The following is a 14,992-nucleotide window of genomic DNA, read 5'->3' on the forward strand; positions in this document are numbered from 1 at the left end:
GGGGGCCTCCATCCACAACGGAGGCGCCCTCCACTTCGGCGCCGACGGCAGGCTGTACGTGGCCGTGGGGGACAACTCGAACTCGAGAGATGCGCAGAAGCTCGACACGCTGATGGGCAAGCTGCTGCGGCTCGAAAAGGACGGCACCCTCCCCTCGAGCAACCCGTTCTCCACGCGCACCACGGGCGTCCACCGCGCCATCTGGGCGCTCGGCCTGCGCAACCCCTTCAGCTTCGCCGTGCAACCGGGCACTGGCCGCCTCTTCATCAACGACGTCGGGCAGAAGGACTGGGAGGAGATCAACGAAGGCGCCGGCGGAGCCAACTACGGCTGGCCGGACACCGAGGGCCCCACGAGCGACTCGCGCTACCGCGCGCCCCTGTTCTCCTACTCGCACGGCTCGGGCAGCAGCCACGGCTGTGCCATCACCGCGGGCACCTTCTACAACCCGCCCCTCGCCCAGTTCCCCTCGAGGTACGTGGGGCTCTACTTCTTCTCCGACTACTGCAACGGGTGGATCCGCACGTACAACCCGAAGGATGGCACCGCCAGCGTGTTCGCCACGGGCGCCAATGCACCGGTGGACCTCGACGTGGGGCCGGACGGCAGCCTCTACTACCTGGACCGGGGGGACGACTCGGTGCACCGCATCCGCTACACGGCGGCGAGCGAGGCGCCCACGATCGCGCGCCAGCCCGAGAGCCAGACGGTGAGCCCCGGCCAGCCAGTCACCTTCACGGTGGGCGCCACCGGGACGCCGCCCCTGCGCTACCAGTGGCAGCGCAATGGCACGGACCTGGCGGGACAGACGTCCGCGAACCTCACGCTGGCGACGGTGGGCCTGACGGACTCGGGGGCGCGCTTCCGGGTGCGGGGGTCCAATGACTACGGCTCGGTGGTGAGCAACGAGGCCGTCCTCACCGTACGGAGCGGCACCGCCCCCGTCGCCACCCTCACCGCTCCCGCGGAGGGGGCTCGCTACCGCGCCGGAGACGTCATCCCCTTCGAAGGCCTGGGCACGGACGCGGAGGACGGCACGCTGCCAGCGAGCGCCTTCTCCTGGCGCGTGGACTTCCACCATGACGACCACCTGCACCCCTTCGTGCCGACCACGCAGGGGGTGAGGAGCGGGAAGTTCACCATCCCGGACCGGGGCGAGACGTCCGCCAACGTGTGGTACCGCATCCACCTGCAGGTGACGGACTCCGGCGGGGCCACCCACGCGGTGTACCGGGACGTGCGCCTCCAGACGGTGAAGCTCCGGGTGGGCACCGAGCCGGCGGGGCTGCGGGTGACGCTCGATGGCCAGCCCCGGGACATGCCGCTGGAGGTGGAGAGCGTGGTGGGCGTGGTGCGCACGCTCGGGGTGGTGTCCCCCCAGGAGAAGGGCGGGACGACGTACGTCTTCGACCGCTGGTCGGACGGCGGGAGCGCGGCGCATGAGGTGTCCACGCCCTCGGCGGATACCCGTTACACGGCGGTGTTCCGAGTGAGGGAGGAGCCGGCTCCTGCCAACGGCCTGCGCGCGGAGTACTTCGACTCGCTCGACTTCACCCAGCTCGAGCTGGAGCGTGTGGACCCCACCGTGGACTTCCGCTGGGAGGACACCCCGCCCGCCCCAGGCCTGGGCAAGGACACCTTCTCGGTGCGCTGGACCGGGAGCGTGGTGCCCCGGTACTCGGAGACCTACACCTTCTACACGCAGTCCAACGACGGGGTGCGGCTCTGGGTGGACGGGAAGCTCCTCATCGACAACTGGACCCTCCACGGCACCACCGAGAACCGGGGGACCGTCACGCTGCAGGCGGGCCGCGCCTACTCGCTCCGGCTGGAGTTCTACGAGAACACGGGGCTGGCCATCATGCGGCTGCACTGGTCGAGCCCCCGCCAGCGCAAGGAGATCCTCCCGAAGGAGCAGCTCCGGCCCACGCCTCCCTAGGCGAGCACCGGACGGCCCGGCGTCATAGTCATTGCGTCAGGCGCGGGATTGCGGCACCAAGCGACTCTCTTCTCGCAGCGAGGTCCCATCATTCCCAGCACGCACCTGACCTTCCCGTCCGCCGAGGCCCACCGGAACTGGCTGGAGGGCCAGTCCGCCCTGCCGCGCGGCTTCCGCGTCGGGCGCACGCGCCTGGAGTTCATGCCCGCCGAGGTGGCCAAGCCGGCGAAGATGAACCTCACGCTCATCGTGCTCGACGAGCCAACCCCGGCGTTCGCGGCGGTGTTCACGAAGAACGCCTTCCCGGGAGCGCCGGTGGTCCTCGGCCGCAAGCGGTTGGAGGAGCCCACGCTGGGCGCGGTGCTGGTGAACAACAAGGTGAGCAACGTGTGCGCGCCCGGTGGCGTGGAGGCCTCCGAGCGGCTGTGCGCGGCGGTGGCGGGGCCCCTGGGGCTGAGCGGCTCGCAGGTGCTGCCCTGCTCGACGGGCGTCATCGGCTGGCGGCTGCCGGTGGACGCGATGGTGGAGGCGGTGCCCCAGGCCGTGTCGGCGCTCGCGGCCGGCTCGGTACTGCCCGCCGCCGAGGGCATCATGACCACCGATCTGTACGCCAAGGTCCGTCGGGCCCAGGTGGGCAGCGGAAGCATCGTGGGCATCGCCAAGGGCGCGGGGATGATCGAGCCCAACCTGGCCACCATGCTCGTCTTCCTGATGACGGACGTGAATGTGCCACGCGAGGCCCTGCGCGCGGCGCTGCGCTCGGTGGCCTCGCGCACCTTCGGCTGCATCAGCGTGGACAGCGACACGAGCACCTCGGACTCGGTGGCGCTGCTGTCGTCGCGGAAGGTGCCCTGCCCGAGCCTCCCGGAGTTCGAGGCCGCGCTGGAGCAGGTGTGCGCGGACCTCGCCGAGGACATCGTGCGCAACGGCGAGGGCGTGCACCACGTCATGCGCGTGCGGGTGAGCGGAGCCCCGAGCGAGGCGGTGGCGCGGGGCATCGGCAAGTCGGTGGTGAACTCGCCGCTGTTCCAGTGCGCGGTGAACGGGAACGACCCCAACGTGGGCCGGCTGGTGGCGGCGATCGGCAAGTACGTGGGAGCCCACCACCCCGAGGTGGACCTGTCGCGCTGCACCCTGCGCATGGGCGGCCGGGTCATCCTCGAGCACGGCGCCTTCCGGCTCGATGACGCGGCGGAGAAGGCGCTGGTGGCCCACATGAAGGGCGCCGAGCTCTACACGAGCGTCCCGCCGCCCGACGGGCTCACCTTCCGTCCGCCCGTGACGTTCCCACCGCACGAGCGCTCGGTGGAGATCGACGTGGAGCTCGGCCTCGGCTCCGTCACCAGCACGGTGCTCGGCGCGGACCGGAGCCACGAGTACATCAGCGAGAACGCGGACTACCGGAGCTGAGCGGGGCCGCGGATCCGAGCCTATGCTCCCGCGGATGAGACGACTCGGACCCGCCGACTACCGCGACATGCCCTGGAAGAACGGGGGTGGGGTCACCCGCGAGCTGCTGAAGCTGCCGCATCCCACCGACCCGAGCCGCTTCCTCGTCCGCCTGTCGATCGCCACCGTCTCCGCGTCCGGGCCCTTCTCCGTGTTTCCAGGCGTGGATCGGACCCTGATGATTCTGGACGGCGCGGGCGTGGCGCTGTCCTTCGCGGGGGTGCCGAAGGACGTGGTGCTCGACCAGCACCGGCAACCGTTCGCGTTTCCGGGCGAGGTGGAGATCCACTGCCGGCTGCTCGAGGGCCCCGTGCGGGACTTCAACCTCATGGTCGATCGGGCCACGGCCGAGGCCACGCTCGCGGTGGTGCACCTGGCGCCGGGCGAGACCCGAACGCTCGCGGGAGCCAGGACCGTGTTCCTCCATGGCCTGGAGGGTCGCGCCTCCGTGGCCGGGACACCGCTGGCCGTGGAGGAGACCCTCTGGCTGGAAGCGCCCGAATCCCTGGCCCTGCGAAGCGACGCGGGCGCCGTCGTGGTCGCCATCCACCTGAAGCACCGGACGGAGCGGTAGGCCCGACCGGGGCTCAGCAGTTGAGGCCCGAGCAGAAGAAGGTGACCGGGTGCAGCTCGATGGCGTTGGGGGCCACGCCCGTCTGGCCATGGTTGTAGTCCCAGAAGCCCACGCCGGTGAGGGTGATGGTGTCGCTGGAAGTCTTGTACGTGCTCGTGGGCGAGTACTTGGCGATGAACGCGTTCCGGGCAGCCTGGATCTTGTAATACAGCGGGCTGCTGGCGCTGACGCACCCGGGGTTGGCGATCTCCACGATCATCGTCTTGCCGCCGCTCTCGACGACGATGTGGATGTCGCTGTCCGGCTCGGCCTTGTACCCCTTGAGGATGACGTTGCGGAGCCGGTAGGTGGTCAGCTCCACGGGGGAGACGCGGCTGGTGCTCGGCAGCGAGCTGGGGCGGGCATAGCCCACGAGCGTGGCGATGGTGGTGGTGACGGAGGTCTGGTTGATGCTGCCCGCCCCCGCGTCGCTGGCCGTCTTCACTGACCAGCGCTCGGTGCCGCACGTCAGGCCCTGCTCGTTGACGACGAGCTCCTCGTTCTCCTCCTGCCACTTCTCGTGCTCCGGAACCACGGGGATGGAGCCGCAGGCACCGAGCGTCAGGCCCAGCGCGCACACGGAGGACAGAGAGAGCCAACGGTCGTTGGCCAGGGGAAGCGACTTCATGGGAGCCTCGGAGAGATGGGGGAGGCCAACGGGGTGGTTGGCGCTCATACCGTAGCGCGGTGATTCCCAGGAAATGAGAAGAACCATGTGACGTGCCGCGCCACGCGGATGACACACTCCGTCATCCACCAAGGGGAGGGGCGCTCCCCCGTGCCCTGGAGGGACGCATGACCGCATCGCCGTACGAGCTCGTCATCGCCAACGGACTCTTCTTCGACGGGCGAGGCAGCCCGCCGAGCGTGAGGCACCTGGGCCTCCGGGAGGGTCGGGTGACAGCCGTCAGCGAGTCGCCGCTGCCCTCCGGGCCCGACACGCGCGTCATCGACGCCACCGGCCGCTGGGTGATGCCCGGCTTCATCGACCTGCACACCCACTATGACGCCGAGGTGGAGCTGGCCCCCTCGCTCTCCGAGTCCGTGCGGCACGGCGTCACCTCGGTGATGTTGGGGAGCTGCTCGCTCAGCCTCGCGGTGGGTACGCACGAGGATCTCGCCGACCAGTTCTGCCGCGTGGAGGCCATCCCCTATGACGCGGTGCGCTCGCTGCTGGAGCGCAAGAAGGACTGGGAGACGCTCGGCGAGTACCTCACGCACCTGGACGGGCTGCCGCTGGGGCCCAACGTGGGCTCCTTCGTGGGGCACTCGGCCATCCGGTCGCACGTGATGGGCCTGGAGCGCAGCCTGGACGAGCGGGTGAAGCCCTCCTCGGAGGAGCTGGGCCGGATGGAGGCCCTGCTGCACGAGGGGCTCGACGCGGGCTACGCGGGCCTCTCCATCATGACGCTGCCGTGGGACAAGATTGGCGGCAGCCGCTCCATCCGCAGCCGTCCCCTCCCCTCCACCTTCGCGAGCTGGTCGGAGTACCGCCGCTTCACGCGCATCCTCCGCGAGCGGCGGCGCGTCTTCCAGGGCGTGCCCAACATCACCACCAAGGTGAACGTCTTCCTCTTCCTGTGGGAGAGCGTGGGGCTGTTCCGCCAGCCGCTGAAGACGACGATCATCTCCATGATGGACAGCCGCGCCAACCGGGGCATCCACTGGCAGGCGGGCCTGCTGTCACGCTTCTTCAACCGGGTGCTGAAGGCCGACTTCCGCTGGCAGGCCCTGCCGGAGATCTTCGACCTGTGGTCGGACGGAATCGACCTCGTGGTCTTCGAGGAGTTTGGCGCGGGCGCCGCGGCGCTGCACCTGCAGGACGCGGCCGAGCGCAAGCGGCTGCTGAACGCCCCCCAGTACCGCGCCTGGTTCAAGCGACAGTGGAAGAGCAAGCTGCTGCCCAAGGTGTTCCACCGGGACTTCAACCAGTCCGAGGTGCTGAAGGCACCGGACCCGTCACTGGTGGGCCGCTCGTTCGCGGACATCGCCCGCGAGCGGGGGCAGGACGTGGTGGACACCTTCCTGGACCTGGTGGCGCGCTACGGCCCGGAGCTGCGCTGGTACACGGTGATGGCCAACGACCGGCCACGCGAGCTGGAGTCCATCGTGCGCCACCCGGACGTGCTCATCGGCTTCTCGGACGCGGGGGCGCACCTGCGCAACATGGCGCACTACAACTTCCCCCTGCGGATGCTGCGGCTGGTGCGCGAGGCGGAGAAGCGTGGCGAGCCGGTGATGCCCCTGGAGCGCGCGGTGCATCGGCTCACGGGGGAGATCGCCGACTGGCTGGGATTGGACGCGGGAACGCTCGCGCCGGGCCGGAGGGCCGACGTGGTGGTGCTGGACCCGGAGCGGCTCGGCGCCGAGCTGGACACCCCCCACGAATCTCCGGTGGAGGGCTTCGATGGCTTCGTGCGGCTGGTGAACCAGAACGGTGGCGCGGTGGAGACGGTGCTCATCAACGGCCGGCTCGCGGTCCACGGCGGCGCGCCCGTCCCCGAGCTGGGCCGGGAGCGCGGCTTCGGGCGCGTGCTGCGCGTGGGGGCCGGGGCCACCCAGGAGCACGAGGAAAGGATGGGATGTCATGGGAACGACGCGAAAGGCCCCGGCGTACGGCGAGCCCTGCCGGGTCCGACAGCACCTGCGCGTGTCACTCGTCGGACAGCTCGGGACGCTCGATGAGACCTGCCCGGTCCAACAACTCACGCACGCGCGCAGTGAACGCCACGTGCTCAGGGTTGCTCGCGGTCATGGCCTCAGGAGAGAGAACGAGGAGCCACCCCAACTCGCCCACAGGTTCGATGTGCACGGGCGCGGGCAGCGGTGGCACCTTCCCCAGCCGTCGAGACAGGTACGTCAACCAGCCCACCCGCACCTCCCACTTCCGTTTTTTAACAAGGTCCACCATCTCGCCCGAGGTTGCCATGGCGTAGTCGGGGTCCCATGCCGTGGCCATGCACGTGAGCACCTCGGCCAGCACCGGCGCGCGCAGGAGTCGTTCCCGGACCGAGCCCTCCTCGGGAGGTCTGAGCAGGCACGAATTGATTCCTCCTGGGGAGTACCCGCCACAATGAAACTCAATGCGAGTTCGTTCCTTCTTCGCATTCCACACGTATTCCCTGAAACCGAACTCCTCGATGACCTCCTCACCGATGTCCGTGCGAAACATTCCGCGAAGGAACAATTGCTCCCACTCCTGTACCCCCGAGCCAACAGGGTGGCCTGGCAGCGTGCGCGGGGCGCCACGCCCCCCCCGGAACCACTGGAGGAACGTCGGATCACACCGTGCCAGCATGTGAAAGAAGAGTTCCGCGCGCCGAGCACATTCCAGCGCCGTCTCCTTCCGGGGTCCCCAGAATCCCCCCACGTAATACCGCTCGTACATTCGTGCTCCTCACCGTGTCGGCGGAGTATGGCGGACGGTGATGTTGTCCCAGCCATTATCCTTGAAGACCTCACGAAGGAACTTCGCGAATTCCGCTTCGGCTACGTGCCACACCACCGGTAGCTTCAGCGTCCTGCCGAGCTTCGACTGTTTAGCGGCCTGTTCCAGCAGACTCCGGAACCCCTCTCCTGTTTCGAACCAGGGCTGAGCTGAACCGTGCTTCGTGAGGAAGTTCTTGTAGCTGGCGCCTTTGGCTTCGAGCAGTTCCTTGCCGTTGAAACCGTCGAACTCCACCTTGCCAATCATATACACATACCACGCAGGCCGTCCCGTTATCTGCTCCTGGTAATCCCGGGCCTGCTCGGACTCGGTGGTAGGCTTTTTGTATGTCCACTTACCGGGGCTCTGCGACGGAGCCATCCTGGAGGACTGCCCTACCTTGCCGCTCGTGCCGCCGGTGTTTCCCTGGCCCCTACCCGCCATGTGGAGAATGGAGAGGGCTCCCCGGTCCATGACCACGGTGGTGGTCGTCGTGCGTCCCGCCACCACGACTCGACCCAGCACCATCTCGCCCTCGGCCGTGAGCGACAGCACCGGCAGCTCCGCTCCGAGCCCGCTGATACGTCCCACCGTGGCCTCCGCCCCCCCGACCATCATGAGGACGTGCGTAGAGAGGCGCGCTGCCTCGCGTATCTGGTCCTCCCAGGACATGGCGCCGTAGCGCGCGAAGTATTCGGGCGAGGAGGCCATGAGGAGTGCCACCGTTGTGGGCAGTTGCGCGAGGTCCTCCACGGTGCGGATGGGGTGGAGGATGGACTGGGCCAGCGTTACCGCCATCTCCCCCATGGCGTCCTGGGCCCCGTCGAGTGCGGCGTTCAGCGGGTCTCTCCCCAAACCCAGCTCGGCCAGGGGCGGGCTGTCCGCGCGCCGCAGGGCTTCGTTCACCGGGTAGAAGACGCCACCGCGCGAGAAGTAGAAGTCGCCCACCCCGAGGCTGCCCACCATCCACTCGCCCTCCACGAGCGCGAGGGGACCCATGCGCTGAATGGGAGCTCCGGTGAGCGCGGCCACCAGGTAGCCGTCCGGACGCACCAGCACCAGGAGCCAGAAGCGTTCGGCACGCCATTTCAAATCGGCGTACTCCACTCGCTCGCCGCCCTCGAGCACCTCGCGCAGGAGCCAGGACAGCACCCGACGCGGGGCGAAACTCCTCTGCGTCACGGGCGTCTTCGCCAACCGGTCCAGCAGCTGGCGTGCCTGCTCCACGTAGAGCGCCGCGCCCGCCGGGTGCCGCGCCGCCTCTTCCAGGCCGCTGGCTTCTTGTACCACCAGGAACGCGTCCGCCGTCTGCTCAGGGAATCCGCCGGCCCCTCCCTGCTCTTCTGTCAATGCCGGAGAAGCAGCCGGCTGCCGAGACCCGGAGGTGTCGCGCAAGGGCATGGGTCGCGAGTGGAGGCCGAAGCCGCTCGTCAGACTCCCGCCTGGATGGCTCGTGGCGCACGCTTCGAGGAGCACGAGCGCGGCAAGGGCCAAGAGGACCAGGCTGAGCTGGCGACCCGGGATACGAGGCACCGCGGTAGCTGGGCGCCTCGCATCAGGTGCGTTGCGTCTATCCGCTCTCCCATCGGGTAGGAACATGGAGGATTGCCACATTGGACAAGGCCAGACACCTGACCCGACATCTCGCCTTGGATTCGCTGGTCAGATCTTCCGCAAGCGGATGCGGCGCACCTTGTGGTCCGAGCCCTTCATGAGGATGAGCCGCGCCCGCGAGCGGGTGGGCGCGATGTTCTGCGCCAGGTTGGGGCCGTTGATCTCCCCCCACACCGACTCGGCGCGGGCGATGGCCTGCTCCTCGGTGAGCTCGGCGAAGCGGCGGAAGAAGGAGCGCTCGTCACGGAACGCCGTCTGCCGCAGGCTCAGGAAGCGGTCCACGTACCAGCGGCGGATGTCCTGCTCGTGCGCGTCGACGTAGATGGAGAAGTCGAAGAAGTCCGACAGGAAGGTGTGCGGCAGCTTCCCTCCCTCCACCGGCCCCGTCTGCAGGACGTTGAGCCCCTCCAGGATGAGGATGTCCGGCCGGCGGATCGCCTTCGCCTCGTCCGGGACGATGTCGTAGACGAGGTGCGAGTACACGGGCGCGGTCACCTCGGCACGTCCAGACTTGAGCTCGGCGAGGAAGCGCACCAGGGCGCGCCGGTCGTAGCTCTCCGGGAAGCCCTTGCGGTGCATGATGTCGCGCTCGGTGAGGACGTGGTTGGGGAAGAGGAAGCCGTCCGTGGTGACGAGCTCCACATGCGGATGGTCCGGCCAGCGCGAGAGCAGCGCCTGGAGGATGCGCGCCGTGGTGCTCTTGCCCACCGCGACGCTGCCCGCGATGCCGATGACGAAGGGCACCTTCTGGGTGAAGCCCCCGAGGAAGGACTGCTGGGCCGACCACAGGCTCTGCATCGCGGCGACGTTGAGGTTGAGCAGCCGCGACAGGGGCAGGTAGATGTCCGCCACCTCCTCCAGGTCCAGGTGCTCTCCGAGGCCGCGCAGCCCCTCGACCTCCTCGGCGGAGAGCGGGAGCGGGGTCGCGGCGCGCAGGGCCCTCCACGCCTCGCGCTCGAAGTCGACGAACATGGACGCGGCGTGTGACTTGGGTGCGGACATAGGGCCCTCCTCCCTGGGGGCGGGCCCATCCTACCGAAGCATCCGGCCGTTGACGGAAACCTCTTGAACTGACCGCCGCTCCACGCCCGAAACCTCCAGCACCTACGGCTGGAAAACAGAACGACGGCGCACAAGGAGAATCTACTCCGCGCCGGAGCGGGACTACGGGCCCGGGCTCGGGAAGGACCGCAGGAAGTCCTCGCGCGTCGCCGGCTGCACCTGCCCACGCTCCGCGAGTTGCATCGCCTCGGCGTAGAACCGGGCGAACGACCCGCCCGTGAAGAAGGTGAAGGGCCGCATGACGGTCAGCACGTCATGCAGGCCGTAGTGCACCCACTCCCAGGTCGCGGCTGTCAGCGCCAGCATCCGCTCCTCGACGCGCTCGCGAATCGCCTGCACCTCGGCGCGGCTGACGCCGTTCTCCTCCAGGCGCCGCAGGTGGCCCTCCTCCAATTCGGGCGAGAGCTGGGTGTCGAGGAAGGGCTCGAGCAGGAACGACCACACGTCGAACCGTTTGACGAATGGAATGCCGTGCTGGCTCGCGAAGTCCGCCAGCTCTCGCGCCTGCCCCGCTGGAACGAAGAGGTACTCCCCCTCGCGCGTCCCGAGCGTCGGCGGAAACCACCCGACACACACCTCGCGCAGTGCCTCGACGGGAATCAGGGGCGAGCGCTCACCCCGGGGGAAGGGATAGGCCTCGAGCCGCAGGGCCTCGGGCTCGAAGCGGATGCGCCAGCTCATGGGCAGGGCCGCGCGTAGCGCACGGAGTTGCCTGCTCCCAGGATCTCGTACCCATAGCCGACGTGCACCGTCCCTGCGGCATCCAACCCGAGCGCGCTCTTGGTGAGGGCCGTCGCCCCGGCCTGCCCTTCGAGGCCAAGGATGGGGGTATAGCTCCAGGTGCGGCCACCCGCGGGCAGGGTCGCGTGGACAATCTTCGGGTTCTGGGACCGGTCCAGCAGCGCATGGAGCTTGCCGGCCCGGTCCACCTTCAGATCGATCGCGTTGCCGACGGAGGCGCCCACGCCGTCGATCGCCCAGGTCCCGTTCTGCTTCACCGCGTGGTGGGCATACCAGAGACCGTAGGCATAGAGCAGGTGGGGGCGGCCCACCGGGTCGATCGTGAGCACGGGCGTGTTGCCGTCGATGTCCTCGACGAGCTCCCTCACCCAGAAGCCCGAGGCATTGGTGGCGTAGGAGATGCCGGGGCTGAAGGCCAACCGCCAGGCGATGTGGGCATGGCCCTGGGCATCGACCGCGAGGTCCGCTCTGGCCTCGCGTTCAGGGTGCAGCTCGATGGCAAGCTCCGTGACGGCCCACTCCCCGGAGCGGTTGGTCGCATAGCGGAGCTGGCGTCCGCTGTCCGTGCTCTGCGTGAAGAGGATGTGCGCGAAGCCCCACGTGTCGACCACCAGCGCCATCGGGTCACTGTCCCAGTACAGCAGGGTGCTCCGCCACGAGCCCGACTGGTCCTGGCCGTAATGGGTGTGGCCGTTGAGGGAGATGAGCAGGTGTCTGGCGCCCTCCGCGTCGAGGGAGAACCCCCGCACACTTCCCTGCAGCTCGCCCGCGGGGGCCAGAACCTCCCCCGGCCCCGTGCTGCCCACGTAGATCCGGCTGTCGCTCTTGGAGACAGCGAGGTGCCCCACGCCCTGCGAGTCGAAGGCGAAGGACGTACTCGTGACATTCGCCGCCAGCTCGCGCGACTGCCAGCAACCCGCATCCGGGAGCTGGCCCGCATCCGGCTTGCTGAGGGGAGGCACGCCCGCATCATCCTCGACCTCTTCCGGGGGCTGGCCCGCATCCGGCGCACCCTGGGTGGGGCCGTGGCCCCCCTGGTTCGCGAGGATGACTTCGAGCCGGATGGGATCGCAGGCCCCCAGCACGAGGCTGACGAGGGCGGTGGCGAAAGGAAGGAGCAGGGAACGGAGTTTCACGAAGGCAGTCCTCGGTGCGATGTGCTGCCAGGAATACGGAGCGAGGACTCCGTCTGGTCGTCCGCGATCCATTTTTCGTGGGCTCAGCGCCCGAGCGACAGCGCCACGCCCCACATCGGGTCCCACACCTGCCCAGCATCCGCGGTGACGAGGTCCGTCCCGAGGAAGGCCGACGCGCGGACCCGGAAGTCCTTCACGCGCGCCACCACGCCGCCGGACAGCTGGGCGGAGAACACGGTGGGGTCCCCCTGCGTCCCGGCCGGGAACTTCACACCCAACAGGCCCCAGCCCGCGGCGGCCTCGACGAACGGGCCCACGGGACTGGCGCCCTGGAGGGCCACGAGTCCCTGCACGGTGACTCGGTGGAGGTACACCTCCGAGACAGGCAGGGGGGTGAAGGCATACGAGGCGCGCGCGCCAAACGAGAGGAGCCCCGACGAGCGCCAGGCCACGCTCGGCCCGGTGACGAGCCGGCCGAGCCCCAGCGGAGCCCGCGAGGCCATGACGCCCACCTCCCACGCGGAGCCCGGCCTGGGCCTGGGCGCGGACAAGACGAAGGGCGGCACGAGCACCCCGCCTCCACCGGCGGGCGTGAAGTCCACCGGAACGAAGGGCGAGGTGGCCACGTACCGCTCATAGAAGCCCCGGTCGAAGGCCACCGAGAAGAGCCCGCGCCGCAGCGAGTCCTCCACCGGGCCGCGCTCCTGCAGCTCGCGAGGCCTCAGCCGGAGCCGGGGCACGCCTCCACCCAACCGGGCGAGCGCGATGCGGGCCTCGGCCGTCGGCGTGCGCACCCAGTAGGCGTCGCGGGCGGGCAGGCGCAGCGCGAGCGACTGGCCCTCGGCGCGCCGCACGTCCGCCAGCCGCCGGCCGTCCTCGTCCTCCACGGAGATGCGCGCGTGCTCGAAGTCCGCCGGGAGCACGAGGCTCGGGCCCTCGGGAGAGGCGCCCACCAGCACGCGCCGCGGATCTCTCGCCGGAGCATGGGCACGCACGGAGAGCCGGGCGGGCAGCGCCTTCACGCCCTCCAACGAGGCGGCGACGAAGGCGGCCAGCTCGCTGTACTCCACCGCCCCATCCCCGTTGACGTCCGCGCCCCCCATCAGCCCCGAGCGCACCACGTGGCTGAAGACGCCCGCGCGCAGGCGGGACCACTCGTGCGTCTCGCCGCTGTCGCTCTCGGCGAAGGTGGCGCCCACCTGGGGCCTCGCGGCGAGCTGCTCGCGCTCCAGCGTCCCGCGCAGTTGTGCCAGCACCGCCGCGTCCGCCTCGCCCCGGCTCCCCACCACGCCCGAGGCCCGGCACGCATCCACGATGACGTGGACGAAGTCCGCCCCGAGCGGGTCCACCAGCCGCTCGTAGAAGTTCGTCCGGTCCAGCCGTCCCCCCAGCACGGTGAAGTAGGAGCGCCCGGCCTCGTCGGTGTTGCCGTGGCCCACGTAGACGAGCAGCACGTCCGTCTGCCGCCCCGCCGCGTGGTCCGCTCGAATGGCCTCGCGCAGGCCCGCCACCACCCGGGACACCTCCTCGAGCGAGGGAGGCCGGACGCCCGCCGAGAGCACCGCGGCGCCCGTCTGGCGCGTCTCCGCGTCGGGGTCCACCAGCAGCGTCGTCTCCACGCCCAGCCGCCGCAGCGTCTCCGTCCACATCACCCCATCGTCGTCCGCGTAGCGCAGCGGAGGCAGGGCCGGGTCATCGCTGGCGTTGTGGGCGATGACGAGCGCACGGCGCACCGGTGGGGCCGCGGAGGCCAGGGTGGAGGCGAGCAGCGCGGCGAGCGCGAGCACCGTGCCCGGATGGCGGAGACTCATGGGGCTTCCTCTACCCGAACGGGCACGCGGAGCACCACCGCACCCGGAGTGACATCCCCCCGCAGGGCGCCCAGCGCGGCCCCGGGCGAGTCCGCGAACGCGGCGATGACCTCCGCCTGCCCCGAGGGCATGCGCAGAAGCACGGTCGTCTCCAACGGCTGCTCCGCCCCGGGGCGGCCGGAGATGACGAAGGGGCCCTCGGTGGCCTGGAACCCCTCACCCCGCACCGCCACCGCGACCTGGAGGAGCGGCGCTTCGGCCCCCACGGCGAAGGCCAGCATCGCGCCCGGGGGACACGCCTCCTCGGCCCGCTTCAACTCGCGCAGGGGCTGCTGCCGCACGGCGCAGAACACGCGCAGCACGGCGTTGGAGGGACGCCCCAGGCCCCGGGACTGCCACTCCCCGATGTCCGCGGGCCGGACGAGCACCAGGGCCGCGAAACACAGGGCCGCCAGCATTCCACCCGCAACGGCCAGCGAGGGCCAGCGCCAGCGCTCCACCTCCGGGGCCGCCGCCGACAGCGCCGCCTCCAGCCCCACGTCCGCCAGCATCGCCTCCTCCGCCCGCGTGGGCATGTGGAGGTCGCCGCGCTCCAACATCCGGTGGGCGAGCACCAGCCGCTCATACTGACCGCCGCACCGCTCGCAGGCGCGGGCGTGCCGCAGCAGCCGGGCGGACTGATTCGGGGACAGCGAGCCCTCGGACCAGCGCGCCAGCAGGCCTTCCACGTGACCGTCGAACCACCTCATATGCCGCTCCCCACTCCGCACAGGGCGATGAAGACCAGGACGAGCCCGTCCGTGGCGTGTCGGGGGACGGGAGGGGCCTCCAGCCACCCCCGGACCCGCAGGTGCTCGGTGAACTGCGTCCGCAATCGCCGCTCGCGCACCCGCACCTCGCCACGGGTGAGCTGGAGCTGCTCGGCGGCGACCTCCTGCGAGAGCCCCTCCATGAAGCGCAGCCGCGCGAGCGCCCGCGCCTCCTCGGGCAGCCCGTCGAGGAACTGACGCACCAGGACACGCACCTCGGTCTCCAGCGCCTGCTCCTCGGGGCCGCGGTCCTCCGAGGGCGCATGGGTCAGCTCGGGCGCGTCGTCCAGCGGCACGGCCTCGCGGGCGACGCGGCCCGAGGCGCGCAACAGGTCGAAGGCCGTGGAGCGCGCGATGGTCAGCAGGAAGCCGAGGTAGGGCCGCACCCCGT

At 70.0% G+C, this 14,992-nt stretch carries 13 protein-coding genes; 4 read left to right on the top strand and 9 right to left on the bottom strand.

All coding sequences use genetic code 11. The features are described from left to right. The 3 genes from VF697_RS40330 to VF697_RS40340 all read left to right on the top strand — a co-directional run. A partial coding sequence (locus VF697_RS40330) for a PQQ-dependent sugar dehydrogenase (protein WP_331103642.1) occupies window positions 1-1,939 on the top strand: 1,939 nt, incomplete at its 5' end. 48 nt (window positions 1,940-1,987) lie between these two features. Continuing rightward, window positions 1,988-3,349: a bifunctional ornithine acetyltransferase/N-acetylglutamate synthase gene (locus VF697_RS40335; RefSeq protein WP_331103644.1), complete on the top strand. Its 1,362-nt coding sequence runs from the start codon at window positions 1,988-1,990 to the stop codon at window positions 3,347-3,349. Between the two features lie 34 nt (window positions 3,350-3,383). After that, entirely contained in the window at window positions 3,384-3,962 is a 579-nt protein-coding gene (locus VF697_RS40340; RefSeq protein ID WP_331103646.1) for a HutD family protein, read from the top strand. Between the two features lie 13 nt (window positions 3,963-3,975). Here VF697_RS40340 and VF697_RS40345 read toward each other — a convergent pair whose 3' ends face one another. Beyond that, window positions 3,976-4,629, bottom strand: coding sequence for a hypothetical protein (locus tag VF697_RS40345; protein WP_331103647.1), 654 nt, complete (start codon window positions 4,627-4,629; stop codon window positions 3,976-3,978). Between the two features lie 167 nt (window positions 4,630-4,796). Here VF697_RS40345 and VF697_RS40350 point away from each other — a divergent pair, with 167 nt between their 5' ends. Then, window positions 4,797-6,686 carry an N-acyl-D-amino-acid deacylase family protein gene (locus VF697_RS40350; RefSeq protein ID WP_331103649.1) on the top strand — a complete coding sequence of 630 codons (1,890 nt, stop codon included), beginning with the start codon at window positions 4,797-4,799 and terminating at the stop codon, window positions 6,684-6,686. On the opposite strand, the gene VF697_RS40355 is transcribed toward VF697_RS40350, so the two are convergent. The 8 genes from VF697_RS40355 to VF697_RS40390 all read right to left on the bottom strand — a co-directional run. After that, the gene (locus VF697_RS40355; RefSeq protein ID WP_331103651.1) at window positions 6,655-7,389 is read right to left on the bottom strand and encodes an Imm52 family immunity protein; all 735 of its coding nucleotides are present in this window, start codon (window positions 7,387-7,389) and stop codon (window positions 6,655-6,657) included. The two genes, VF697_RS40350 and VF697_RS40355, sit on opposite strands and share 32 nt — an antisense overlap. A gap of 9 nt (window positions 7,390-7,398) precedes the next feature. Beyond that, window positions 7,399-8,718 carry a Tox-REase-5 domain-containing protein gene (locus VF697_RS40360; protein WP_331103653.1) on the bottom strand — a complete coding sequence of 440 codons (1,320 nt, stop codon included), beginning with the start codon at window positions 8,716-8,718 and terminating at the stop codon, window positions 7,399-7,401. Window positions 8,719-9,090: 372 nt separating this feature from the next. Continuing rightward, a complete protein-coding gene (coaA, locus tag VF697_RS40365) occupies window positions 9,091-10,044 on the bottom strand; it encodes a type I pantothenate kinase (RefSeq protein WP_331103655.1) in 954 nt (317 codons plus the stop codon). Window positions 10,045-10,206: 162 nt separating this feature from the next. After that, window positions 10,207-10,785, bottom strand: coding sequence for a hypothetical protein (locus tag VF697_RS40370; RefSeq protein WP_331103657.1), 579 nt, complete (start codon window positions 10,783-10,785; stop codon window positions 10,207-10,209). Next, window positions 10,782-11,981 carry a hypothetical protein gene (locus VF697_RS40375; protein WP_331103659.1) on the bottom strand — a complete coding sequence of 400 codons (1,200 nt, stop codon included), beginning with the start codon at window positions 11,979-11,981 and terminating at the stop codon, window positions 10,782-10,784. Before VF697_RS40375 ends, VF697_RS40370 begins: the two co-directional genes overlap by 4 nt. Before the next feature lie 83 nt (window positions 11,982-12,064). After that, window positions 12,065-13,792, bottom strand: coding sequence for a caspase family protein (locus VF697_RS40380; RefSeq protein WP_331103661.1), 1,728 nt, complete (start codon window positions 13,790-13,792; stop codon window positions 12,065-12,067). Then, entirely contained in the window at window positions 13,789-14,541 is a 753-nt protein-coding gene (locus tag VF697_RS40385) for a hypothetical protein (protein WP_331103663.1), read from the bottom strand. Before VF697_RS40385 ends, VF697_RS40380 begins: the two co-directional genes overlap by 4 nt. Then, the coding region (locus VF697_RS40390; RefSeq protein WP_331103665.1) for an RNA polymerase sigma factor at window positions 14,538-14,992 on the bottom strand (455 nt) is incomplete at its 5' end. The genes VF697_RS40385 and VF697_RS40390, both read right to left, overlap by 4 nt.

The sequence above is a fragment of the Archangium sp. genome, from assembly GCF_036388035.1.
GTDB lineage: Bacteria > Myxococcota > Myxococcia > Myxococcales > Myxococcaceae > Archangium.